The sequence below is a fragment of the Alcanivorax sp. IL3 genome (assembly GCF_047495465.1).
GTDB classification, from domain to species: Bacteria; Pseudomonadota; Gammaproteobacteria; order Pseudomonadales; family Alcanivoracaceae; genus Alcanivorax; species Alcanivorax jadensis.
In genome coordinates, this window is the sequence record NZ_CP179931.1 from 1,565,367 (window position 1) to 1,587,925 (window position 22,559).

The 22,559-nt window shown below is 58.2% G+C and carries 15 protein-coding genes and 1 pseudogene; 10 read left to right on the forward strand and 6 right to left on the reverse strand.

The genetic code is table 11. The features are described 5' to 3' along the window. The 6 genes and pseudogenes from ACMG4M_RS07360 to ACMG4M_RS07385 all read right to left on the reverse strand — a co-directional run bounded on the left by ACMG4M_RS07360 (position 1) and on the right by ACMG4M_RS07385 (position 9,958). Entirely contained in the window at positions 1–2,019 is a 2,019-nt protein-coding gene (locus ACMG4M_RS07360) for a methyl-accepting chemotaxis protein (protein WP_052043102.1), read from the reverse strand. A 22-nt stretch (positions 2,020–2,041) separates the two neighbouring features. Then, entirely contained in the window at positions 2,042–2,515 is a 474-nt protein-coding gene (locus ACMG4M_RS07365) for a chemotaxis protein CheW (RefSeq protein WP_052043103.1), read from the reverse strand. Beyond that, positions 2,505–4,736 carry a chemotaxis protein CheA gene (locus ACMG4M_RS07370; RefSeq protein ID WP_414431048.1) on the reverse strand — a complete coding sequence of 744 codons (2,232 nt, stop codon included), beginning with the start codon at positions 4,734–4,736 and terminating at the stop codon, positions 2,505–2,507. The genes ACMG4M_RS07365 and ACMG4M_RS07370 overlap by 11 nt, the downstream gene beginning before the upstream one ends. A gap of 56 nt (positions 4,737–4,792) precedes the next feature. Beyond that, a complete protein-coding gene (locus ACMG4M_RS07375) occupies positions 4,793–5,188 on the reverse strand; it encodes a response regulator (RefSeq protein ID WP_035250408.1) in 396 nt (131 codons plus the stop codon). A 386-nt stretch (positions 5,189–5,574) separates the two neighbouring features. Beyond that, a pseudogene (locus tag ACMG4M_RS07380) lies at positions 5,575–8,705 on the reverse strand (efflux RND transporter permease subunit). Between the two features lie 56 nt (positions 8,706–8,761). Further along, complete coding sequence (locus ACMG4M_RS07385) at positions 8,762–9,958, reverse strand: efflux RND transporter periplasmic adaptor subunit (RefSeq protein ID WP_414431049.1); 1,197 nt, start codon at positions 9,956–9,958, stop codon at positions 8,762–8,764. A 160-nt stretch (positions 9,959–10,118) separates the two neighbouring features. Here ACMG4M_RS07385 and ACMG4M_RS07390 point away from each other — a divergent pair, with 160 nt between their 5' ends. The 10 genes from ACMG4M_RS07390 (at position 10,119) to ACMG4M_RS07435 (ending at position 22,365) form a co-directional block, all read left to right on the forward strand. After that, positions 10,119–10,763, forward strand: a complete 645-nt coding sequence (locus tag ACMG4M_RS07390; RefSeq protein WP_035250298.1) for a TetR family transcriptional regulator — start codon at positions 10,119–10,121, stop codon at positions 10,761–10,763. A 317-nt stretch (positions 10,764–11,080) separates the two neighbouring features. After that, positions 11,081–12,772, forward strand: a complete 1,692-nt coding sequence (locus ACMG4M_RS07395; protein WP_035250300.1) for a long-chain fatty acid--CoA ligase — start codon at positions 11,081–11,083, stop codon at positions 12,770–12,772. Positions 12,773–12,923: 151 nt separating this feature from the next. Beyond that, positions 12,924–13,775 carry a branched-chain amino acid ABC transporter permease gene (locus ACMG4M_RS07400; protein ID WP_272962463.1) on the forward strand — a complete coding sequence of 284 codons (852 nt, stop codon included), beginning with the start codon at positions 12,924–12,926 and terminating at the stop codon, positions 13,773–13,775. Further along, positions 13,775–14,839 carry a branched-chain amino acid ABC transporter permease gene (locus ACMG4M_RS07405; RefSeq protein WP_272962464.1) on the forward strand — a complete coding sequence of 355 codons (1,065 nt, stop codon included), beginning with the start codon at positions 13,775–13,777 and terminating at the stop codon, positions 14,837–14,839. Before ACMG4M_RS07400 ends, ACMG4M_RS07405 begins: the two co-directional genes overlap by 1 nt. Next, positions 14,832–15,599: an ABC transporter ATP-binding protein gene (locus tag ACMG4M_RS07410; RefSeq protein ID WP_035250304.1), complete on the forward strand. Its 768-nt coding sequence runs from the start codon at positions 14,832–14,834 to the stop codon at positions 15,597–15,599. Before ACMG4M_RS07405 ends, ACMG4M_RS07410 begins: the two co-directional genes overlap by 8 nt. Further along, positions 15,586–16,293: an ABC transporter ATP-binding protein gene (locus ACMG4M_RS07415; protein ID WP_035250306.1), complete on the forward strand. Its 708-nt coding sequence runs from the start codon at positions 15,586–15,588 to the stop codon at positions 16,291–16,293. Before ACMG4M_RS07410 ends, ACMG4M_RS07415 begins: the two co-directional genes overlap by 14 nt. A 62-nt stretch (positions 16,294–16,355) precedes the next feature. Then, the gene (locus ACMG4M_RS07420) at positions 16,356–17,543 is read left to right on the forward strand and encodes an ABC transporter substrate-binding protein (protein ID WP_414431050.1); all 1,188 of its coding nucleotides are present in this window, start codon (positions 16,356–16,358) and stop codon (positions 17,541–17,543) included. 251 nt (positions 17,544–17,794) lie between these two features. Continuing rightward, entirely contained in the window at positions 17,795–19,882 is a 2,088-nt protein-coding gene (locus tag ACMG4M_RS07425) for a 3-hydroxyacyl-CoA dehydrogenase NAD-binding domain-containing protein (RefSeq protein ID WP_035250311.1), read from the forward strand. 133 nt (positions 19,883–20,015) lie between these two features. Then, positions 20,016–21,212, forward strand: a complete 1,197-nt coding sequence (locus ACMG4M_RS07430; RefSeq protein ID WP_035250313.1) for an acyl-CoA dehydrogenase family protein — start codon at positions 20,016–20,018, stop codon at positions 21,210–21,212. Positions 21,213–21,222: 10 nt separating this feature from the next. Then, complete coding sequence (locus ACMG4M_RS07435) at positions 21,223–22,365, forward strand: acyl-CoA dehydrogenase family protein (RefSeq protein ID WP_272962468.1); 1,143 nt, start codon at positions 21,223–21,225, stop codon at positions 22,363–22,365. The last annotated feature ends 194 nt before the right edge of the window (positions 22,366–22,559 follow it).

Consider the following 22,559-nt stretch of genomic DNA (forward strand, 5'->3'; position numbering starts at 1 on the left):
TTATTTCTGGTTATCCGCGCGTCCGGTGCGCTCTGCATCCACCACCAGGGTCTGCAGGTCTGCGGCCAGCTTGGCCAGGTCCGTGGCTGCCTGACGCATGCTGTCCACGCCGGCATTGGTGCTTTTCGCCGCTTCAGCAACGCCACCGATATTACCGGCGACTTCGTTGGTGCCCTTGGCTGCGTCGGCGACACGACGCCCCATTTCATTGGTGGTAATGGTTTGTTCCTCCACCGCCGAGGCAATGGAGCCCTGTACCTGGCTGATGTGGTGAATCACTTCGCTGATACGGGCGATACCTTCGATGGCGCCTTTCACATCCACCTGGATAGCCTCGATCTTCTGGCCGATGTCCTCGGTGGCCCGGCCGGTTTCCTTGGCCAGTTCTTTCACTTCATTGGCGACCACGGCAAAACCGCGACCGGCATCTCCGGCCCGGGCGGCCTCAATGGTGGCATTGAGTGCCAGCAGGTTGGTTTGCTGGGCGATGCCGGTAATGACCTTGATCACCTTGCCGATTTCCGCACTGCTGGTGCCAAGGCTGCTGATGGTGGTGTTGGTACCTTCGGCAATGCTCACTGCCTCGTCGGCCACGCGGGCGGCGTCGGTGGCGTTCTTGGCGATTTCCTTGATGCTGGCACCCATCTCCTCGATGCCGCTGGACACTGCCTGCACGTTTTCGTTGATGTCTTCGGCGGTGCGCACGGCGGAGTTGGCCTGGCTGCTGGTGACTCCCGCGTTAGAGCCCATTTGATCACTGGTAGCAATCATTTCCTCGGAGGACGTAGCCAACACTTCCACGGTGCCGCGAATACGTTCTTCCAGCAGCACTTTTTCGGTGATGATTTCCCAGGTGAGCATGGGGCCCACATAGTTGCCTTCGGCGTCGTAGATCGCGTTTACCAGCAGATCGGCTTTCTCGTCGCCGATATTGATACGGGCGCGGTAGGGAAGGTTGGTGGGATCAGAAAGAATGCGGCGCTGGTGCTCGGGTTGTTTGTGGAAAACATCAATATTGGCACCCAGCAATTCGCTGGCCTTGATGGGCAGATAGGATTCCAGCTTTTCCATGGTGGCGGTGGCAGCCGGGTTCAGATAGATGATTTTCAGATCCCGATCGCACAGAAAAACGTTGGTGGGCATTTGATCCACCATGTTCATCACGCGGCGGAATTCGTTTTCCTGGCGCAGTTCGGTGGTCACATCTTCCCAGCAGACGGTGTAGCCGATAATTTTTTCTTCTGTGCTCATCACCGCATTGATACGGGTGCGCAGGGTGACGCCGCCAAAGTTGAAGTCCGCGGAGTGCGGCATGGCCTTGGGATCACGGAGAATGTTTTCCACCCGCTTCGGGTCGCGATGAAAGCGATGGATATGGCCGTTGAGGATATCCTCGATCTTGACGCCGAAGGTCTTGAAGATCGGCTGGGCGATAGTGGACAAGGTCTCTGCGGCACGTGGGTTGATGTAGACAATATTGAGATTGGTGTCAGCCACAAATACATTGGCTTGCAGGCTGGCCATGGTGCTCTTCACGCCTTCCAGGCTGTCGGTAACGGACTTGCTGGTGTCCACATCACGAAGCGCAGTGTCATTTGGGGTCGGCTGGCCGCTGCCATTGGTCGTTTCTGTGGCGTCTGTATTCACGATGTCCCTCTTTAATGGCGCAACGGTATTCATGATGGTGTCGATGTGGCTGGGCTCCAGATCCAGAGACTCCAATGTCTCTTTCAGGTGAACCGCCACCCGGTCGAAGTTTTTGTCAGTGATATGCAGGTTCTTGTGGGCGTCGGCCATGGAACGGCCCTGATAAATTTTTGGTCCGCCAAGCACCTGGGTGAAGAACTGCACCTGCGATTCTTCCAGACCGTTGCGCTGTTTGTGGCGGAAATAAGGGGCCAGCGCCTGGTCTTCCAGCACCCGGTTGTAAAACTCGGTTACCACGGCTCGGACAGCTGCCTCGCCGCCTACCTGGCTATAAAGAGAGTTGTCGTTTGCGTGATCCAGATTATCTGTCATTGCTGTCTATCCCCGTGGCTTGTTATTGCAATACTGAATGTGATGCGCGACTGGCAGAGCGGTTGCACAATTCGTCAGCCAGAAGCGTGTCCAAGTCCAGTAGCAGGTACAGCTTTCCCTGTACCGGGAATACGCCGCGCATGAACTTGCGAGGCGCCCCCTTTAGCGTTTCCGGTGGTGCTTCGATGTCTTTCGGTTCTACGCTGACAATGTCTCCGATGCGATCCACCATCAGGCCGACTTGCTCGCCGCGGTGATTGATGATGATGTTGATAGTGTTTTCTTCGCCGCTTTCGCCAGGTAGTCGCAGTACTTTGCGAAGGGCGATGGCGGGCACAATGCGCCCGCGAATATTCATCAGCCCGAGAACCCCGGGAGGTGCCAGCGGAATGTCAGTAATCTGATGATTGGCCAGGACTTCCTGAACGTTGTCGACCACCACGCCGTAGTGTTTTTCCGCAACGGAAAATGTGCAGATCAGTTGGTTAGTTTCCATTGCTGTCCTCATTTCTGAGCTTGCCGTTGAATCGGCTGAACAGGGCTTCACAATCGATAAAGTCCGTCACATGCCCCTGCAGAATAGCTGCGCCGAGGATGCCCTCGGTCTGGGCGCTTTGCTGCATGGCCGCCTCGTCGTCGCTGACGATATCGATAATGTCGTTGACCACCAGACCCACTTCGCCGAATTCGGTGGGCTGCACCACAATGCGGATAATGTCTTGCTCAATCGCGGCAGGGTGGCTGTTATCACCAAGACGAATCAGCGGGAGAATACCGCCACGGTACTGAATCACTTCCCGGCCAGCGGAGTATTCGATCAGGTCGATACTGATTTCTTCCAGGCGTGACACTTTCGACAGGGCGATGGCAGAGCGACCAGTGCTGGCATCCGGGCGCACCAGTAGATAGTTCTCAGCAGCGCGAATAGGCTGGGTTTCCGCATCGAGCGGATTTTCCTGTTGGCGCAGTTTTCGTTCGTGGCGGGTCACACCGGCGAAGTCCGCGGTAGATTTCACATCCAGGATCAATGCCACCCGGCCATCGCCCATGATGGTGGCGCCGGCAAAGCAGGGGTTGTCCTTGAGGAGTCGGCCCAGGGGTTTGACCACGATTTCTTCGGTATCGCGAACGTCATCCACCAGCAGCCCAAATTCCTGCTGGTCAGCGGTGAGCACCAGAATGAACTGGTCTTTCTGTGTTTCCTGGTCTCCCATCTGCATCAGAGAGCGCATGTCGACCAGTGGCAGCAGTCTGCCTCGAAGCCGATAGACCAGGGCGTCGTGGACGGTCTCGATATCCTTATCGAGACGGTCGGCTTCCACGTAGACCACTTCCATCAGGTTGACCTGAGGAATGGCGAAACGCTGATGGAGGCAACGCACGATCAACGCCGGGACAATGGCGAGGGTGAGCGGAATTTTCAGTTTCAGTGTGGTGCCTCGGCCGGGGATACTCTTGATATCAATGGTCCCGCCGATGCGCTCCACATTGGTCCGTACTACATCCAGACCCACACCACGACCTGACAAGTCACTGACGGTCTCAGCGGTGGAAAATCCGGGCTCGAAAATGTAGCGAATCTTTTCCCGTTCGGTGAGCTTTTCCGCCTGTTCTGGGCGCACCAGCCCAACCTCCATGGCTCGCCGGATAATTTTGTCACTGTCCAGCCCGGCGCCGTCGTCGCGGACTTCTACGGTGACGTTGCCGCTTTCGTGATAAGCGCTCATGGTAAGGGTGCCGGTTTCCGGCTTGCCTTTGGCGCGACGATTTTCCGGGGTCTCAATGCCATGGTCCACGGCGTTGCGAACCAGGTGAATGAGTGGGTCGCGAATCGCTTCCAGCAGGCTGCGGTCCAGCTCGGTATCGCCACCCTTGAGAATCGGGGTAACCCGTTTGCCGGTTTTTCTTTCCAGATCCAGAAGCAGGCGAGGGTAGGTGGACCAGGCATTACGGATGGGCTGCATGCGGGTCTGCATCAGGCCTTCCTGCAGTTCGCTGGTGACCATGTTGAGACGCTGGGACAGATTGACCAGTTGTGCGTCGTTCTGGCTAGCGGTGTGCTGCAGCAGCTGGTTGCGGGTGAGTACCAGCTCGCCGACCACATTCATAAGCTTGTCCAGCAGCATTACATCCACACGTACGGTGGTATCGCTCTTTCCTGCCTGTTGCTGGCTGGTGTTTTCCGGCTCTGTTTTTTCCGGCGAGGAGTGGTCGCTCGTCGGTATGGCATGTTGTTCGCGGGTTACCGCTGGTTCTGCTTGTTCGGGTTTGGTCGGTTGAGGAGGTTGCTGCGCGATTTGAGGTGGGCCTGCAGCAGCTTCATTTTGCGGGCGGGCAGGGATCAGTGCATGTAACCGATCCATCAAGGCCTGTGGTGCCGGGTCTCCGTCTTTACCATCATTGTGAATACGCTTGAGGAAAACACGGATTTCATCCACCCCGTCCAGTAGCGCGGTCGCATGTGGAAGATCCATATGTTGATCTCCGTCGCGCATGGAGCCAAGGATATCTTCCAGAGCATGGCTCAAGGTCTCCAGCTGCGTGAACCCGAAAAAACCGCAGGTGCCCTTGATGGTATGGATTGCCCGGAAGGCGCTGGCAATACGCTCACTATCATGGGGTGAGCGCTCCAGTGCCACGATGTCCTGTTCCAGTTGCCCCAGATTTTCGTCACTTTCGATCAGAAAACTTTGCAGTGCCTTGTCGTTTTCCTGCATCCGGCCTTCTCTCCCTTGAACGTGCCATGCGTTGTTATTGGTATCGACGTTGCTGTTCAGCCGGCGGCAAGTTTGCGTAATGACGCCAGTCGTAAGATGGAACGCAGATCGGCGTCATGGGGCGGTTTCACAAGATAGTTGTCACACCCGGCCTGGCGGCCAGCCAAGTGGGCTTCTGCGGAGGTCATACTGGAGAGCATAGCAATGCGGGCTGGGCTGCCTTTCTGGCGAAGGACACTGCAGGCCTCAAGGCCACCCATTACCGGCATTTCCACATCCAGGAAGATCAGATCAAAGGGGCGTTTCTCGGCACACGCCAGCGCCTGACAACCATCGGCTGCCTGGGCAATGTCCAGGTCATAGGAGCCGGCAGCCAGTTCGTGCAACTTGGCGGTGATCAAGCTTCGTATGGTGGTGCTGTCGTCCACCACCAGGATGTTGAGTCTATCCATGACCCTTCCCTGTGTAGCTGCTACTTGCATTCTGTTCCCCGGATCCCGGTTGAGACCGCTAAAGCAGCGCTGGCTGCTTCCCCATAGAACAGGCGCAACTATTTTTATATATACAGAATATGGAAATGAAAGTCTGGGTGGACGAACGGTGCCGTTTCGTCGATGTTCGCCCGGTACCTTATTAGTATGCTTTTTTCCAAATCTGCTTCACAAAAAATGGCCATGCCCTTGTTAGGGGTATAAGTACCATGGTTCTTTTCACGCAAGCTTCACGCGGGGGATAAACGAAAACCGGGGGGCGACGAACGGGCGTCGGGGGGGGATTGTCGAGGGAGGGAAGGATAAACTGCCAGGCCCACCCGGGGCCCGGCAGGTTGAAAGCCGGGTCAGTGGCCTCCTTCTTCCTTCGGCTTGCCATTCAGCGGAACGCCAGCGAGCTTGCGGACTACCACATAGAAGAGCGGAATAAAGAAGATTGCGAGCACAGTAGCGGTGAGCATGCCACCGAATACCCCGGTACCGATGGCGTTACGGGCGCCGGCGCCGGCGCCAGTGCTGATCATCAGCGGGGTAACCCCGAGCATGAAGGCCAGTGAGGTCATCAGGATGGGCCGCAGTCGCATGCGTACCGCTTCCAGGGTGGCCTTGACCAGATGCTCGCCTTTCTGCTCCAACTCCAGGGCAAATTCCGCAATCAGAATGGCGTTCTTCGCCGATAGCCCGATGGTGGTGAGCAGGCCAACCTGGAAGAACACATCGTTTTCCAGCCCGCGGAAGGTGGCAGCCAGCACGGCACCGATCACGCCGAGCGGGACCACCAGCATGACGGCGAAGGGAATGGACCAGCTTTCATAGAGTGCCGCAAGGCAGAGGAAGACCACCAGCAGGGAAATCGCATACAGGGCAGGCGCCTGATCGCCGGACTGGCGCTCTTGATATGAGAGACCGGTCCACTCGGAGCCGAACCCGGCAGGCAGCTTGGCGGTGAGCTCTTCCATGGCATCCATGGCATCACCGGTACTATAGCCGGGCGCGGCGTTGCCCTGAATATTCACCGAGGAGACCCCGTTGTAGCGCTCCAGCTTCGGAGACCCGTAGGTCCAGTGGCCGGTGGCGAAGGCAGAGAAAGGCACCATCTCGCCCTGATTATTGCGTACGAACCAGTCATCAATGTTTTCCGGCAGCATGCGATAGGGCGCGTCAGCCTGCACATACACCCGTTTCACTCGGCCCCGGTCGACAAAGTTGTTCACATAGCTGGAGCCCCAGGCAATCTGCAGGGTGCTGTTGATGTCACTGATGCTCAGCCCCAGCGCCTTAGCTTTCTGCTGGTCAATGTCGAGTTGGTACTGGGGGCTGTCTTCCAGACCATTGGGGCGCACCCCGGCCAGGCGCGGGTCCTGGCTGGCCATACCCAGTAGCTGGTTGCGGGCCTGTATCAGGGCCTCGTGACCCTGACCGGCCTGGTCCAGCAGCTGAAAGTCAAAGCCGCTGGCGTTACCCAGTTCGGGGATCGAGGGGGGTTGAGGGCAAAGATCATGGCTTCGCGGATGCCGGCGAAGAAGCCCATGGAGCGGCCCACTACCTGATTGACGCCATCCACAGACAGATCACGCTCGCTCCAGTCCTTCAGGTTGACGAAGGCCAGGCCGGCGTTCTGGCCCTGGCCGGTAAAGCTGAAGCCGGCCACGGTGAACAGGCCATCCACGGCGGAGGCTTCCTCGTTGAGGTAGTAATTCTCCATCTTCTTCAGCACATCCACGGTCTGCTCCTGGGTGGAGCCGGCTGGCAGGGTGACCAGAGTGAACATGGTGCCCTGGTCCTCTTCCGGCAAGAAGCTGGACGGCAAGTTCATGAAGGAATAGCCCAATACGCCCACGATCACCACATAGATTGCCAGATAACGGCCGCGGCGCCCGAGAATTTTTTCCACCCGGCCCTGATAGGCCAGGCTGCTACGATCGAAAGTGCGGTTGAACCACCCGAAGAAGCCTTTATCGGTTTGATGCTCTGTATCCTTGGCCTTGAGCATGGTGGCACACAGGGCTGGGGTGAGGATCAGGGCGACCAGCACGGACAGCACCATGGCGGAGACAATGGTGATCGAGAACTGCCGGTAAATCGCCCCGGTGGAGCCGGGGAAGAACGCCATGGGGATAAATACCGCCGACAGCACCAGCGCGATGCCTACCAGGGCGCCGGTGATCTGGCCCATGGATTTGCGGGTGGCTTCCTTGGGGGGCAGCCCTTCTTCGTGCATGACCCGTTCCACGTTTTCCACCACCACGATGGCATCGTCCACCAGCAGGCCAATAGCCAGCACCATGCCGAACATGGTCAGGGTGTTGATGGAGAAGCCGAAGGCGGCCAGCACGCCGAAGGTGCCGAGCAGAACCACCGGCACCGCAATGGTGGGAATCAGGGTGGCGCGGAAGTTCTGCAGGAACAGGTACATCACCAGGAACACCAGCACGATGGCTTCGAACAGGGTATGTACCACTTCCTCAATGGAGATCTCCACGAACGGGGTGGTGTCGTAGGGATAATCCATTTCCATCTTGTCGGGGAAGAAGGGTTTCAATTCTTCCAGGCGAGCGCGCACCGCATCAGCGGTATCCAGCGCATTGGCACCGGAGGCCAGGCTGATCGCCAGGCCGGCAGCGGGCTGGCCATTATAGCGGCCCACCACATCATAGTTTTGGGCAGCCAGTTCCACCCGGGCCACATCCCGCAGGAAGACCTGGGAGCCATCCGGATTGACCTTGAGCAGGATGTTCTGGAACTGCTCAGTATTTTCCAGTCGGGTCTGGGCGATGATGTTGGCATTGAGCTGCTGGCCTTCCACCGCCGGGGCGCCACCGAGCTGGCCACTGGCCACCTGGTTGTTCTGTACCTGAACCGTCTGGGTAATGTCCTGGGGCGTCAGGTCGTATTTGTTCAGTTTGTTCGGGTCCAGCCAGATACGCATGGCGTAGGGGGAGCCGAACAGCTGGATCTTGCCGACACCCGGCACCCGGCTGATCGGATCCTGCACATTGGAGGCCACATAGTCGGCCAGATCGGCCCGGGTGAGGCTGCCGTCCTCGGAGGAAAAGGACACCACCATCAGGAAGGAATCCGAGGATTTGCTCACCTGGAGACCCTGTTGCTGCACTTCCTGGGGCAGTAGCGGGGTGGCCAGTTGCAACTTGTTCTGCACCTGCACCTGGGCGATATCCGCGTCGGTACCCGGGGCGAATGTCAGCGTGATCTGGGCGTTGCCGAAGGAATCGCTGCTGGAGCCGATGTAGAGCAGGTTATCGATGCCGCTCATCTGCTGCTCGATCACCTGGGTGACCGAGTCTTCCACGGTTTTTGCCGAGGCACCGGGATAGTTGCCGGCAATGGTCACCGCTGGCGGGGCCACGGCCGGGTACTGTTCTACCGGCAGGGTATAAATGGCCAGGGCACCGGCCATCATCATGATGATGGCGATAACCCAGGCAAAAATCGGGCGGTCAATAAAGAATCTGGCCATGGTTTTCCCGTTTCTCGTTACGTCGAGTTAGTGTGCGCCAAGTGAGCCGCGTGGCGTTATTGCGCTGCGCCTTGATCCCCGCCTTGAGCGGCGGGGGCCTGGGAGGGTTGTGCTTGCTGTTCGGTATCAACCGGGCTGACCGGAATACCCGGCTGGATTTTTTGCAGCCCATCCACGATCAGACGGTCGCCGTCTTGCAGGCCGCTGGCGATCAGCCACTGACTACCCACGGCGCGTTCGGTGACCACATTCACTTTTTTCACCGTGTTGTCGTCGGCGATGAGCATGGCGCTGGCCTGGCCAGTAGGGTCACGGGTAATGCCTTTCTGGGGAACCAGAATGGCATCTTCTCGCTGGCCTTCAGGGAGGCGACCGCGGACGAACATACCCGGCAGCAGATCGCCGTCCGGGTTGGGGAAGAGCGCGCGCAGGGTCACCGAGCCGGTGCTTTCGTCTACTGCGTATTCGGAGAACTGCAGGGCACCGGGTTTGCTGTACTCGCTGCCGTCTTCCATGATCAGGGTGATACGTGCTTCATCGTCGCTGACCTGCTGCAGTTCGCCGGCTTCCATGGCCTGACGCAGGCGGCGCAGCTCGATGCTGGACTGGGTCAGATCCACATAGATGGGGTCCAGCTGGCGGATGGTTGCCAGGGCATTGGCCTGATTGGCGGTGACCAGGGCGCCGGCAGTCACGGTGGAACGCCCGATGCGGCCGCTGATCGGCGCTTCGATGGTGGCGTAATCCAGGTTGATCTGTGCGCTTTGCAGATTGGCCCGGGCGGCGGCCACAGCGGCCTTGTTTTCATCCAGGGCGGCTTTGGCTTCGTCATATTCCTGCTGGCTGACAGAGCGGCGTTCCAGCAGCGTCTTGAAGCGTTCCACACGCAGGGTGTTGGAGTTCAGGGTGGCCTGGGCTCGAGCCAGCTCCGCCCGGGCAGAAGCTACGGTTGCCTGGTAGGTGCGTGAATCGATTTTATAGAGGGGTTGCCCGGCTTCCACCTTCTGGCCTTCCTCGAACAGGCGCTTTTCGATCACGCCGCTTACCTGCGGGCGCACTTCGGCAATCTGGTGAGCGGTGGTGCGCCCGGGCAGCTCCCGGCTAAGGGTGGTGGATTTTGCCTTTACCGTAATGAAGCCAACCTGCGGGGCCTGTTGCTGCTGTTGCTGACCGGCCTGGTCAGCATCACTGCAACCGGCAAGCTGCAGGGCAAGGGCGCCCGCCAGAAGGGAGAGAATCAAACCGCTGCGCATAATCACCTCTGTTTTCAATACACGCCGTCAGGCACCGGCTCGACGAACGGGCGGTGCTTGCAGGAAATATGAATCAGGTTCAGTATATACATTCAGCAATGTATGTATAGGCCCGACAGTGAAATCCATTCAATTTTCTTGAGTCCATTAAGAGTATTCCATGGTCAGGCGAACGAAGGCAGAAGCGCTGCAAACCCGGGCTCAGATCCTGGATGCCGCCGAGCAGGTTTTTCACCGTAAAGGGGTACTGTCCGCCTCTTTAAAAGATATTGCCAGTGAGGCCGGGGTGACGCGAGGGGCAATCTACTGGCACTTCAAGAACAAGCATGATGTGTTCATGGCTATGGTGGATCGCAGCCGCCTGCCGTTCGATAGTCTGGCGGAGCGGGCGGAGGACGCCAGTGAGCCGGATCCACTGGGGCGCCTGCGCGAGTTTATGGTCTACCTGTTACAGCAAGCAGTCTGTGATCCCGGCCAGCGGCGGCTTTTCGAGATCATGTTCCAGAAATGCGAATTCAGCGGCGAAAATGCCGATTTGCTGGATCGTCAGCGTGACGCCTGCCGGGACTCCGCTGGGCGACTGACGCGGACCTTTGCCAACGCTATCGCCCGTGGGCAACTCCCGAAAAACCTGGATAGGGTGAAATCTGTTACTTGGCTACACAGCCAGCTCACCGGCGTGATCATGAACTGGCTACTCGATCCAGAGGTGCTGGACCTGGAGCGGGCGGCTACGGATTTTGTCGATACCTGCCTGTTTGCCCTGCAGCATTCTCCCTCGCTGCGAACCTCTCCCGGGCTGTGATTCCAAGCCACTGAATTGGCAACTGAAATGCCGGTCCGCATTTCCGATAACTGGTCTGTGCAGAGCACATACCCGGTGGTATGTTTCTGGTCCCTCTCCGAAAAATCCCGCTTATAGCCTTTGTCAGATTTCGTTTCAAAAAACGAAACGTCATTCCAAAATAGTATTGACGACCCTCCCGAGCCATGTCAGATTGACTGGCGAGTCAACATCTTGTTTCCGCTGAAGGGCGGTGGGACCGCCGATTCCCTTCAGCATTCGCTACAGCAGCAACACCAATAAAAGGCGCTTATGAAAGCGCCGCGGGAGAGCACAACATGTTTGATCGGCACTATGCGGTCTGGCCGGAGAATATGCCGCGCCACCTCAGCCTGCCGCAGACCAGCCTCTATACCAATCTGGAGGTTTCGGCCCTGCGTTATCCCCACCGGGATGCAATCAACTATTACGACAGCCCCATCACCTTCGCCGAACTCAAGCAGCAGGTGGATGCCCTGGCGGGCTATCTGCAATCGCTGGGGGTAGAGAAGGGCGACCGGGTGCTGCTGTTCATGCAGAACGCGCCCCAGTTCATCATCAGCTATTACGCCATCCTTCGAGCCAATGCCATTGTGGTGCCGGTGAACCCCATGAACCGGGCCGCCGAACTGGAGCATTACCTGCAGGACACCGAAGCTGCCGTGGCCATCTGTGGCCAGGAATTGTTGCCGGCAGTGGCCCCAGTGGTGGGCATGGTGAACCTGCGCCATGTGATCGTGGCGGCCTATAGCGATTACATCACCCGTAACACGGACCTGCCGCTACCCGCCGAGGTGGAAGCGCCGGCGGTGGCGCTGAACAGCCCGGCCCACATTGCCTGGAAAGACGCCATTGGTGCCGGTGAAACCCCCAGAGAACTTTTAGTCGGCCCGGATGATCTGGCGGTGTTCCCCTACAGCTCGGGTACCACCGGTGCCCCCAAGGGCTGTATGCACACCCACGGCTCGGTGATGGCCACCTGTGTCCAGGGGAGCGCCTGGATTCATGGCACCACTGAGTCGGTGACCCTGGCCACGCTGCCGTACTTCCATGTGACCGGCATGCAGGGCTCAATGAATTCGCCGATCTATGGTGGTTCATTGATCGTGTTGATGACCCGCTGGGATCGTCGCGTGGCCGCCACCTTGATTGAGCGTTACAAGGTCAGCCGCTGGGTGAATATCGTCACCATGGCCATCGATCTGCTCTCCGATCCGGATGTGGAGCAATACGACCTGTCCTCCCTGGAGAATATCGGTGGCGGCGGGGCGGCTATGCCGGCGGCGGTGTCCGACAAACTCTTCCAGCTCACCGGTCTGCGTTACATGGAAGGCTATGGCCTGTCCGAAACCATCGCCGGTACCCATATCAATCCCACCGATAACCCCAAATCCCAGTGTCTGGGAATTCCGGTGTTCGATATCGATTCGCGCATTGTGGCAGTGGAAGAAGACGGTCAAACCGGCAGGGAACTGGGCCCCGGTGAAGTGGGGGAAATCATCATCCACGGGCCGCAGGTGTTCCAGGGTTACTGGAAGCGCCCCCAGGAAACACAAAAGGCGTTTATCGAGCTGGAGGGCAAGCGTTTCTTCCGCACCGGCGATCTGGGCTACTACGACGAAGAGGGCTATTTCTTCATCGTCGATCGGGTCAAACGGATGATAAATGCGTCCGGGTTCAAGGTCTGGCCGGCGGAGGTGGAAAGCCTGATGTATCGCCACCCGGCCATCCAGGAAAGCTGCGTCATTTCCACGCCTCACCCGCGCCGCGGCGAAACCGTGAAAGCCTGCGTGGTCCTGCGTAACGAGATGAAAGGCACGCTTAACGAGCAGGCCATCATCGACTGGTGCAAGGAAGAAATGGCCGCCTACAAGGTGCCACAGGTGGTGGAGTTCCGCGATGAGCTGCCCCGTTCGTCCACCGGCAAGGTGATGTGGCGAGCCCTGCAGGAGCAGGAATGGGCCGGCGAACAGGAGCAGCGGGCTTGCTAGCAAGCCTGGACTGAACTCAGTCAGCGTCACAATAAATGATACGCGGCAGCGCTACGCCGCAGGGGCTGACATAACAAAGGAAAAACGGGAAACAGCGATTGCCGCAGGGTAACCGTTCCCACACACAGGAGGCTTTGCCTTGGACTTATTCATGCAGCAAGTGCTTAACGGCCTGACGCTGGGCAGCATCTACGGGCTGGTGGCCCTGGGTCTGACCCTGGTGTACGGCATTTTGCACGTACCGAACTTCGCCCACGGGGCGCTCTATATGGTGGGCGCCTATGTGTCCTACGTGATCATGGTCGACTTTGGCGCCAATTACTGGCTGGCCATGCTGGGCGCCGCCGGTGCGGTGGCGTTACTGGCGGTGTTGTGCGAGCGACTGGTGTTCAACCCCTTGCGCCATGCACCGCCGATCCACGACAAGATTGCCGCCATCGGCATCATGCTGTTTCTGGAAGCGCTGGTGCAGATGCACTGGGGCGCAGAATTCCGCCGCATGCCAACCCCTTACACCGGGATTGTCGAATTCGCGGGTCTGACCATGCCGGCCCAGCGGATACTGATTATCGTCGGCGCGTTCTCGCTGATGGCGATACTGCATCTGTTCCTGAAGAAGACCATGACCGGCTCCACCATTGTTGCCATGGCCCAGAACCGGGAAGGGGCTTTCCTGGTGGGGATCGATGCCAACCGGGTGGCGATGATGACTTTTGCCATCTCCGGGGTGTTGGCGGCGGTGGGCGCAACCCTGTTCGCGCCGATTAACCTGGTGTACCCGGCCATGGGGCATCTGCTGATCATGAAAGCCTTTGTGATCATCATCCTTGGCGGCATGGGCTCCATTCCCGGTGCCATCGTCGGCGGCTTGATCATCGGCTTTGCCGAGGCCTTTGGTGGCTTCTACATCTCCACCGACTACAAGGACATCATCGCCTTCGCCTTGCTGGTGGTGATTCTCTCCATCAAGCCCACTGGCCTGTTCACCAAGGGGGTGCGCTAATGAATGCCCTGCAGAAAATTTCCGATTTTTTCATGACCCCGGCGATGAAGTTCATCATGATCGTCGCGGCACTGCTGTTCCCCTTTGTGGCAGGCAATGAGTACCAGATCTATGTGATGGCGCTGGCGTTTGTCTGGGCCATTGCGGTCTATGGCATGAACATTATCACCGGGCTTTGTGGCCAGTTGAATCTGGCCCATGGCGGCTTCTTTGCCATCGGAGCCTATACGCTGGCCATTCTCACCGTGGATCACGGCTGGCCTTTCTGGTGGGCCTTTGTGGCCGCCGGTGTGTCCGGTGCGTTGTTGGGCTTCCTGGCCGGGGTGGTGTCGTTGCGCCTGAAGGAGCATTACTTTGCCATCTTTACCCTCTGTGTTGGGTTCATCATTTATCTGTTGATCGATAAATGGGAAGAGCTGACTCACGGTGCCCTGGGCATTATCAATATTCCCGCACCCAGCGGTTTCGGGCTGGTGGATTTCACCGAAACTACGCCGTTCTATTACCTGGCTCTGGTATTCATGGTGCTGTCCATCTGGTTGGCGGCACGTATTGCCAATTCCCTGCTGGGTCGCAGTTTCCGGGCCATTCGTATCAGTGACGAGCTGGCGGCCTCCCTGGGTATCAACCTGATGCGCAACAAGGTGCTGGCATTCGTTCTGTCCACCACCTATGCCAGCGTGGCCGGTGCGCTGTATGCCGGCATGGTGCGCTTTATCGGCCCGGCAGAAGCCGACGTGGTACACACCTTCGACATGATTACCTTCCTGCTGGTGGGTGGTATCGGCACCCTGATGGGGCCGTTGTTTGGCACCCTGGCGATTACCTGGCTGACCCAGTCCCTGCAGTTCCTGGAAGAGTACCGGATGATCGTGTTCGGCCCGTTGCTGGTGGTGCTGGTGATCTTCTTCCCTCGTGGTGTGGTGGGTACGTTCCTGACCTGGCGAGGACGCCGTCTGGCCGCAGTGCAGGAAACCGCCAAAAAGGAATCTGCCAGCGAAAAAAAGCCGCAACCGAACAAGGCGGTAACACCTCGCAACCAGGAGGCCGGTAACCATGCTTAAGATCAATAATCTGACCAAACGGTTCGGGGGTCTGGCGGCGGTCAACAACGTCAGCATCGAATTCGAAGCCAACAAGATCAACGCCATCATCGGCCCCAACGGTGCGGGTAAAAGTACCTTCTTCAATCTGGTGGCCGGTGCCATGGCACCCACTGAAGGCTCCATCGAATATCAGGGTATGGATATCACCGGTATGGCCTGTGATCGCATTGCCCGCCTCGGTATCGCGCGGACCTTCCAGACTACTTCCCTGTTCGATGAATCCACGGTGTTGGACAACCTGATCGTGGGCCACCGTCTGCGCACCCAGTCACGCTTGTGGGACGTCATCATCAACTCCAAGCGCCTGCGTGATGAAGAGAAAAAATGTCGTTCCCGGGCCCAGGAAGTGCTGGATTTTGTCGGCCTGTCCCATATCGGTCACCGCATTACCGCGGACATCAGCCAGGAAGAGAAAAAGCGCGTGGCTTTTGCGTTGGCCCTGGCCACCGATCCGGAGCTGGTACTGCTGGATGAACCCGCCGGTGGTATCAACCCGGAGGAGACCGAGAATCTGGCCTCACTGATCCGCAAGATGGTGGAGCACGGCGTCACCGTCTGCCTGATCGAGCACAAAATGGACATGATCATGAGCCTGGCCGACAAGATCATGGTGCTGGACCACGGTGAAAAAATTGCCGAAGGCACCCCGGAACAAATTCGCAACAATCCGGTGGTAATCGAAGCCTATCTGGGGAGTGATGACGATGCTGCAGCTTAACGAAGTGGAAGCCCGCTACGGCAGCTTCAAGGCCCTGGAAAAAGTCTCCATGACGGTGGGTGAGGGCGAATTGGTGGTGCTGCTGGGTGCCAATGGTGCCGGCAAGAGCACTCTGTTCAATACCATCAGTGGTCTGCTTAAACCCACTGCCGGGAAGATTTCCCTGAATGGCAAGGATGTCACCGGCCTCAAGCCTTCCGGCCTGGTACAGAGTGGCGTGGTGCAGTGTCCTGAAGGGCGCAAGTTGTTCCCGGAAATGTCAGTGCTGAAAAACCTGATGCTCGGTGCCTATGTGCACCGCCGGGACAAGGCCGCTATCAAGAAGACTCTGGACCAGGTATTGGCGCTGTTCCCGATCCTTGACGAGAAGAAGGATCATCCGGCCGGATCACTCAGTGGTGGCCAGCAACAGATGGTGGCCATCGGACGCGCCATGATGGGGCGGCCAAAACTACTGCTGCTGGACGAGCCTTCTCTGGGGCTGGCCCCGCTGGTCGTGAAGCAGATGTTTGAAACCATCAAGGGTATCAACGAGCAAGGCACCACGGTGTTGCTGGCGGAGCAAAATGCCTTCGCCGCACTGAAAATTGCTCACCGCGCCTACGTGATCGAAAACGGTCGCCTGGTGATGGAGGGCGATAAGGACGCGATGCTGGGTAATGAAGACATTCGCAAGGCCTACATCGGGGCCTGAAGCGATAACTCGCAGCGTGTGCGCTACACAACAAGATTGAGAAATAATAACGGGAGAGTTTCATGAGCAACGGAAAAAACACACTGGTTAAGCGCTTCTGCCGTCTGGCCTGCGCTAGTGCCATCGCACTGGCTGCCAGCGGCGTACAGGCGGCAGAAACCGTTACCATCGGCTTCACCGGCCCGCTGAGCGGCGGTGCCGCGTTGTACGGCCAGAACACCCTGGAAGGCCTGCAAATGGCCGCCAGGGAAATCAATAACAAGGGTGGTTTCAAGGTGGGTGATGAAACCTACGAGATCAACCTGGTATCCCTGGATGACAAGTATGCCCCCAGTCAGGCGGCGGTGAACGGCAAGCGCCTGGTGCAGCAGTACAACGCACCGGTGATCTTTACGCCGCACTCCGGTGGCACCTTTGCGTTACAGGCGTTCAATCAGCGGGATGATTTCCTGGTGATGTCCTATACCTCGGTGCCGACCGTGACCGAGAAGGGCAATGAGCTGACCGTGCGCATTCCTCCCACCTTTACCGGCTACATGAAGCCGTTCACCAAGATCGCCATGGCGGAAAACGGCAAGAAAGTGGCCATCGCCAATGCCACCCATGACTACGCCAAGTACTGGACCAAGGCGTTCGTTCCCACCTGGGAAGCCATGGGCGGTACCGTGGTAGCGGATAACCCCATGGACTACAACAAGTCGGCGGACTTCTATACCGGCGTGAGCAAGGTGCTGGCAGAAAAGCCAGACGTGTTGTTTATCGGCGGGGCGTCGGAGCCCACCGCGCTGGTGGCCAAGCAGGCCCGTCAGCTGGGCTTCAAGGGTGGTTTCGTGATCATGGACCAGGCCAAGATGGGTGAAATGTCCAAGATCATCGGCGGCTACAAAATGCTCGAAGGGTCCGTGGGTGTGGTGCCGCTGACCATGTATGAAGAGCAGGGCGCCAAGGATTTCGTTGCCAAGTACCACAAACAGAATGGTGGCAAGGATCCGACCACCGAAGTGGCCTACAACTACTTCGCCATGCACACCGTGATTCAGGCCATGAAAGAAGCCGGTACCGTGGCGGACTCCAAGGCCATCCGTGCGGCCATGGGCGATGCCCTGAAGAACCTGGCGGAAGAGCATAACCCCTACGGTGTGACGGAGATCGATGCCAAGGGCGGGATGATGGCTGACCCCAACATTGCCACCGTGAAGAAAGGCGGCACCGTTGAGCTGCAGCGTATTTCCGAGGTGCTGGGCGAATAACCTGGCGAGGAAAAAAAGCAGGGCGCCTGGCGCCCTGTTTTTTTGGCCCGTTTCAAATAATGAAATATAATTCCAAAATAATTGAAACCGGTTCGGCTTTGCTTATACTAGAGCCTGTTGGCAGTCATGTGCGTAGCCGTTGAGGCATCGCAGATCAGTGTCAACCTATCCACATCTTCCTGACCCGGCGCGAGACCGGGCAGACACTGCCGTGCTTTACCGGAGCATGGCAGTTCAATGAGGAGAGTACTATGAGTCACCCGGTCAGCCTGAGTCGCGATAGCGATATTGGCGTAATCCGAATCAACTATCCCCCCGTCAATGCGCTGGGCCATGGAGTCCGTGAAGGGTTGCAGAACTGTCTGCGCGAGGCCCTGGCAGACGATGACATCAAGGCGGTGGTGGTCATTGGTGAAGGCAAGACCTTCCCGGCCGGTGCCGATATCCGTGAATTCGGCAAACCACCGCAACAGCCGGTACTACCGGCGGTGATCGACGAATACGAAGCCAGCGACAAGCCGGTGATTGCTGCCATCCATGGCACCGCCCTGGGTGGCGGGCTGGAAGTGGCTCTGGGCTGTGATTATCGCGTGGCCCTGGATAGCGCCCGCCTGGGCCTGCCGGAAGTGAAGCTGGGCCTGCTGCCCGGCGCCGGTGGCACCCAGCGCCTGCCTCGTCTGGTGGGGGCACAGAAAGCCCTGGAAATGATCGTCGGCGGCAACCCGATCAAGGCGGCCGAGGCCCGCGAGCTGGGACTGGTGGACGAGGTGGTCAGCGGTGACCTGCTAGAGGGCGCACTGGCGTTTGCCCGCAAGCTGGTGGCCGACGGCGCGCCGCTGCGCAAGATCTCCGAACTGGACGTGCCCGGTGATACCAGTGCCGAGCTGTTCGACCACTTCGAGCAATCCATTGCCAGAAAACAGCGCGGCTTCAAGGCGCCGTTTTCCTGTATCAAGGCGGTCAAGGCTGCGGTGGAATTGCCCTACGACAAGGGCGTGGAACGGGAACGGGAGCTGTTCTTCAAGCTGATGGTCTCCAGCGAATCCGCGGCCCAGCGCCATGTCTTCTTTGCCGAGCGGGAAGTGGCCAAAGTACCCGGTCTCGACAAGGACACGCCCAAGCGCGAAATCAAGCAGGCGGCCGTGATCGGTGCCGGCACCATGGGCGGTGGCATCGCCATGAACTTCGCCAATGCCGGTATTGCGGTGAAGATTCTCGAGGTGAAGGAGGAGGCCCTGGAAAAGGGTATCGCCCTGATCCGCAAGAACTACGAAAACACTGCCAAGAAGGGGCGCATCAGCCAGGAGCAGGTGGAGCAGCGCATGGCGCTGATTCAGCCCACCCTCAGCTACGATGATCTGAGCGATGTGGACCTGGTCATTGAAGCGGTGTTCGAGAACATGGACGTGAAGAAAGCCGTGTTCAGTGAGCTGGACCGGGTCTGCAAACCCGGCGCCATTCTTGCCACCAACACCTCCACCCTGGACGTGAACCGCATTGCCAGCTTCACCAACCGTCCCGAAGACGTCATGGGCATGCACTTCTTCAGCCCCGCCAACGTGATGAAGCTGCTGGAAAACGTCCGTGGCGAGAAGACCTCCGACGAGGTGATCGCCACTGTCATGGATCTCAGCCGTCGTATCGGCAAGGTCGGTGTGCTGGTGGGCGTGTGCCATGGTTTTGTCGGCAATCGCATGCTGCACAAGCGACAGGCAGAAGCCATTCAACTGGTCAACGAAGGTGCCAGCCCGGAGCAGGTGGACAAGGTGCTGTTCGATCTGGGGTTTCCCATGGGCCCCTTTGCCATGTCTGATCTGGCCGGTATGGATGTGGGTTACCGCATCCGCGAGGAACTGCGCAAGGAAGACCCGGACAATGCGCCGCCGCGCAACTGGACCGACGAACTGGTGGAAGCCGGCCGATTGGGCCAGAAAACCCAGGCTGGCGTATTTGACTATAAAGAAGGCGATCGTACCCCTGTGCCTTCACCGGATGTAGACGGCATTATTGAACAATACCGTAGTGACAACGGGATTGCCCCGCGCGAGATCAGCGATCAGGAAATCCTCGAGCGCTGTATGTACGTGATGGTTAACGAGGGCGCGAGGATACTGGAAGAGGGTATCGCCGCCCGCCCGCTGGATGTGGACGTGATCTGGATCTACGGCTACGGCTTTCCGGTATATCGGGGCGGTGTGCTGTTCTGGGCCGACCAGGTGGGTGTGAAAACCATCCACGACAAGATCAATGAGATCTACCAGCAAACCGGCTCCGATGTCTGGAAGCCTGCCAAACTACTCAGCGAGCTGGCAGAGCAGGGCAAGGGCTTCTACCGCTGAAAGACTCAACGAATGTTGTAACCGGCCGTTGGAGCCTTGCTTGCAAGGCGAACGTGCTCTGAAATCTTCGCCTTGCGAGCAAGGCTCCAACAGCGGTTGCGAAGCAAAGAACAACCTTTAAAGAGGTTTAAAAATGGATATCAACTACACCCCGGAAGAACTGGCGTTTCGCGATGAAGTGCGCGCCTTTCTGGACGAGAAGCTACCCAAGGAAATTGCCAGCAAGGTGAAGAAAAACCAGCACCTGGGCAAGGAAGACACCATCCGCTGGCAGAAAATTCTCAACGAAAAGGGCTGGATGGCCCTGCACTGGCCGAAAGAGCATGGCGGCACCGGCTGGTCTCCGATCCAGAAGCACATCTTCGAGGAAGAGTGCGCCGAGTATGGCGCCCCCACCGTGTTGCCCTTTGGTGTGAACATGGTGGCGCCGGTAATCATCAAGTTTGGCACCGAGGAGCAGAAGAAAACCTATCTGCCTTCAATCCTTAACAGTGATGTGTGGTGGTGTCAGGGGTATTCCGAGCCAGGTGCCGGTTCTGATCTGGCCGGGCTGAAAACCAAGGCCGTCCGCGAAGGCGATCACTACGTGGTCAACGGCCAGAAAACCTGGACCACCCTGGGCCAGCATGCCGACTGGATCTTCTGTCTGGTGCGCACCGATCCCAACGCCAAGAAGCAGGAAGGCATTTCCTTCCTGCTGATCGACATGCAAACCCCAGGCATCACCGTACGCCCGCTGATCACCCTGGACGGCGAGCACGAAGTGAACGAAGTGTTCTTCGACGATGTGAAAGTGCCTGTGGAAAACCTGGTTGGTGAGGAGAACAAGGGCTGGACCTGCGCCAAGTATCTGCTGACCTTCGAGCGTACCGGCATTGCCGGTGTGGGCCAGTCCAAGGCGGCGCTCAAGCATCTCAAGGAAGTGGCTGGCAAGGTTCAGCAGAACGGCAAGCCGCTGATCGAAGACCCGCTGTTCCGCAACCGTCTTGCGGATGTGGAAATGGAGCTGATGGCACTGGAAATGACCAACCTGCGTACCGTGGCCGCCGCCCAGGCGGGCGGTGTCCCCGGCGCGGAAAGTTCCTTCCTGAAAATCATGGGTACCGAACTGCGTCAGGAAATTACCGACCTGTTCCGCCGTGCGGCGGGCCCTTACGCCCAGCCATTCCTGCCGGAAACCTTTGAAGCGGATTACGACGGTGAAATGGTAGGCCCCGACTTTGCCAACAGTGTTTCCACCAAGTACTTCAACATGCGCAAGCTGTCGATCTTCGGCGGCTCCAATGAAATTCAGAAGAACATCATCGCCAAGATGATTCTGGGACTGTAAGGAGACGACCATGGACTTCAAACTGAGCGACGAACAACGCATGCTCGAGGAAACCGTGGGCCGTCTGGTTCGCGATGGTTACCCCTTCGACGTACGTGAAAAAGCCCGCACCAGCGAGCTGGGTTATTCAACAGAAATGTGGCAGCAGTTCGCTGAACTGGGTCTGCTGGGTGTACCGTTTTCTGAAGACTTCGGCGGCTTCAATGGCGGCGGTCCGGAACTGATGGTAGTGGCCGAAGGGTTTGGTCGCGGTCTGGTGCTGGAACCTTATCTGGCCACCGTGATTCTTAGCGGTACCCTGATCGATTTCCTGGGCAGCGACAGCCAGAAAGAAACCCTGATCAGCGCCATCGTCGGCGGCGAAGTGCGCCTGGCCCTGGCCGCCTACGAGCCGGAAGGCCGTTATGATCACACCCATGTGGCCACCACTGCGGAAAAGAGTGGCGATGGCTATGTGATCAACGGTAGCAAGGCGGTGGTCCTGCACGGCGATAGCGCCGACAAGCTGGTCGTAATTGCCCGCACTGCTGGCAGCACCAATGATCGTAATGGTCTGTCCGCCTTTGTGGTGGATGCCTCCGCCGACGGTGTCAGCCGTCGCGGTTATGAAACCATTGATGGTCTGCATGCGGCGGAAATCAGCCTTAACAATGCGCCGGCAGAGCTGCTGGGTGAAGAAGGCAACGCCATTGATGCCCTGGAGAAATCCCTGGCACTGGGCATCGTTGCCCTGTGTGCGGAAGCGTCCGGAGCCATGGAAGTCGCCTGTGACTACACCCTGGACTACATCAAGGAACGCCAGCAGTTCGGTGTGCCCATTGGCAAGTTCCAGGCCCTGCAGCATCGCATGGTGGAAATGCGCATGGAGCTGGAAAAAGCCCGTTCCATGACCATTCTGGCTGCCTGTTCCCTGGAGTTGTCAGCACCGGTACGTGCCAAACGTCTGGCTGCGGCCAAGGCCATTATCGGCAAGTCCGGTCGCAAGGTGGCAGAAGAAGCCATCCAGCTTCATGGTGGCATGGGTATGATGGAAGAAACCGCCGTGTCCCATTACGCCAAGCGTATCGTGATGATTGATCACCAGCTTGGTGATCTGGGCTATCACATGCAGCAGCTGGAAAGCTTGCTGGACGTGGACGAAGACGCAGCGTAACGAGAAACACCAAGGCGGCTTCGGCCGCCTTTTTTGATGACAAAAATTATTTTGCTGTAGGAGCGGCGCTCTCTGTGCCCCGCGGGTATGAGCCGCGAATCACCCAGTTTCGAGTTGCGAGAAGCGAGTTTCGAAAGGCAAAACCGCGAAGGCCGGTCTGGATTTTCGCGAATCGTTTCTCGTGACTCGTTACT

Coding starts and splice junctions, on each gene's coding strand:
- ACMG4M_RS07425 (WP_035250311.1), top strand. CDS start 17,795: ATGAGTCACCCGGTCAGCCTGAGTCGCGATAGCGATATTGGCGTAATC.
- ACMG4M_RS07395 (WP_035250300.1), top strand. CDS start 11,081: ATGTTTGATCGGCACTATGCGGTCTGGCCGGAGAATATGCCGCGCCAC.
- ACMG4M_RS07385 (WP_414431049.1), bottom strand. CDS start 9,958: ATGCGCAGCGGTTTGATTCTCTCCCTTCTGGCGGGCGCCCTTGCCCTG.
- ACMG4M_RS07430 (WP_035250313.1), top strand. CDS start 20,016: ATGGATATCAACTACACCCCGGAAGAACTGGCGTTTCGCGATGAAGTG.
- ACMG4M_RS07370 (WP_414431048.1), bottom strand. CDS start 4,736: ATGCAGGAAAACGACAAGGCACTGCAAAGTTTTCTGATCGAAAGTGAC.
- ACMG4M_RS07410 (WP_035250304.1), top strand. CDS start 14,832: ATGCTTAAGATCAATAATCTGACCAAACGGTTCGGGGGTCTGGCGGCG.
- ACMG4M_RS07365 (WP_052043103.1), bottom strand. CDS start 2,515: ATGGAAACTAACCAACTGATCTGCACATTTTCCGTTGCGGAAAAACAC.
- ACMG4M_RS07415 (WP_035250306.1), top strand. CDS start 15,586: ATGCTGCAGCTTAACGAAGTGGAAGCCCGCTACGGCAGCTTCAAGGCC.
- ACMG4M_RS07360 (WP_052043102.1), bottom strand. CDS start 2,019: ATGACAGATAATCTGGATCACGCAAACGACAACTCTCTTTATAGCCAG.
- ACMG4M_RS07400 (WP_272962463.1), top strand. CDS start 12,924: ATGCAGCAAGTGCTTAACGGCCTGACGCTGGGCAGCATCTACGGGCTG.
- ACMG4M_RS07435 (WP_272962468.1), top strand. CDS start 21,223: ATGGACTTCAAACTGAGCGACGAACAACGCATGCTCGAGGAAACCGTG.
- ACMG4M_RS07390 (WP_035250298.1), top strand. CDS start 10,119: ATGGTCAGGCGAACGAAGGCAGAAGCGCTGCAAACCCGGGCTCAGATC.
- ACMG4M_RS07375 (WP_035250408.1), bottom strand. CDS start 5,188: ATGGATAGACTCAACATCCTGGTGGTGGACGACAGCACCACCATACGA.
- ACMG4M_RS07420 (WP_414431050.1), top strand. CDS start 16,356: ATGAGCAACGGAAAAAACACACTGGTTAAGCGCTTCTGCCGTCTGGCC.
- ACMG4M_RS07405 (WP_272962464.1), top strand. CDS start 13,775: ATGAATGCCCTGCAGAAAATTTCCGATTTTTTCATGACCCCGGCGATG.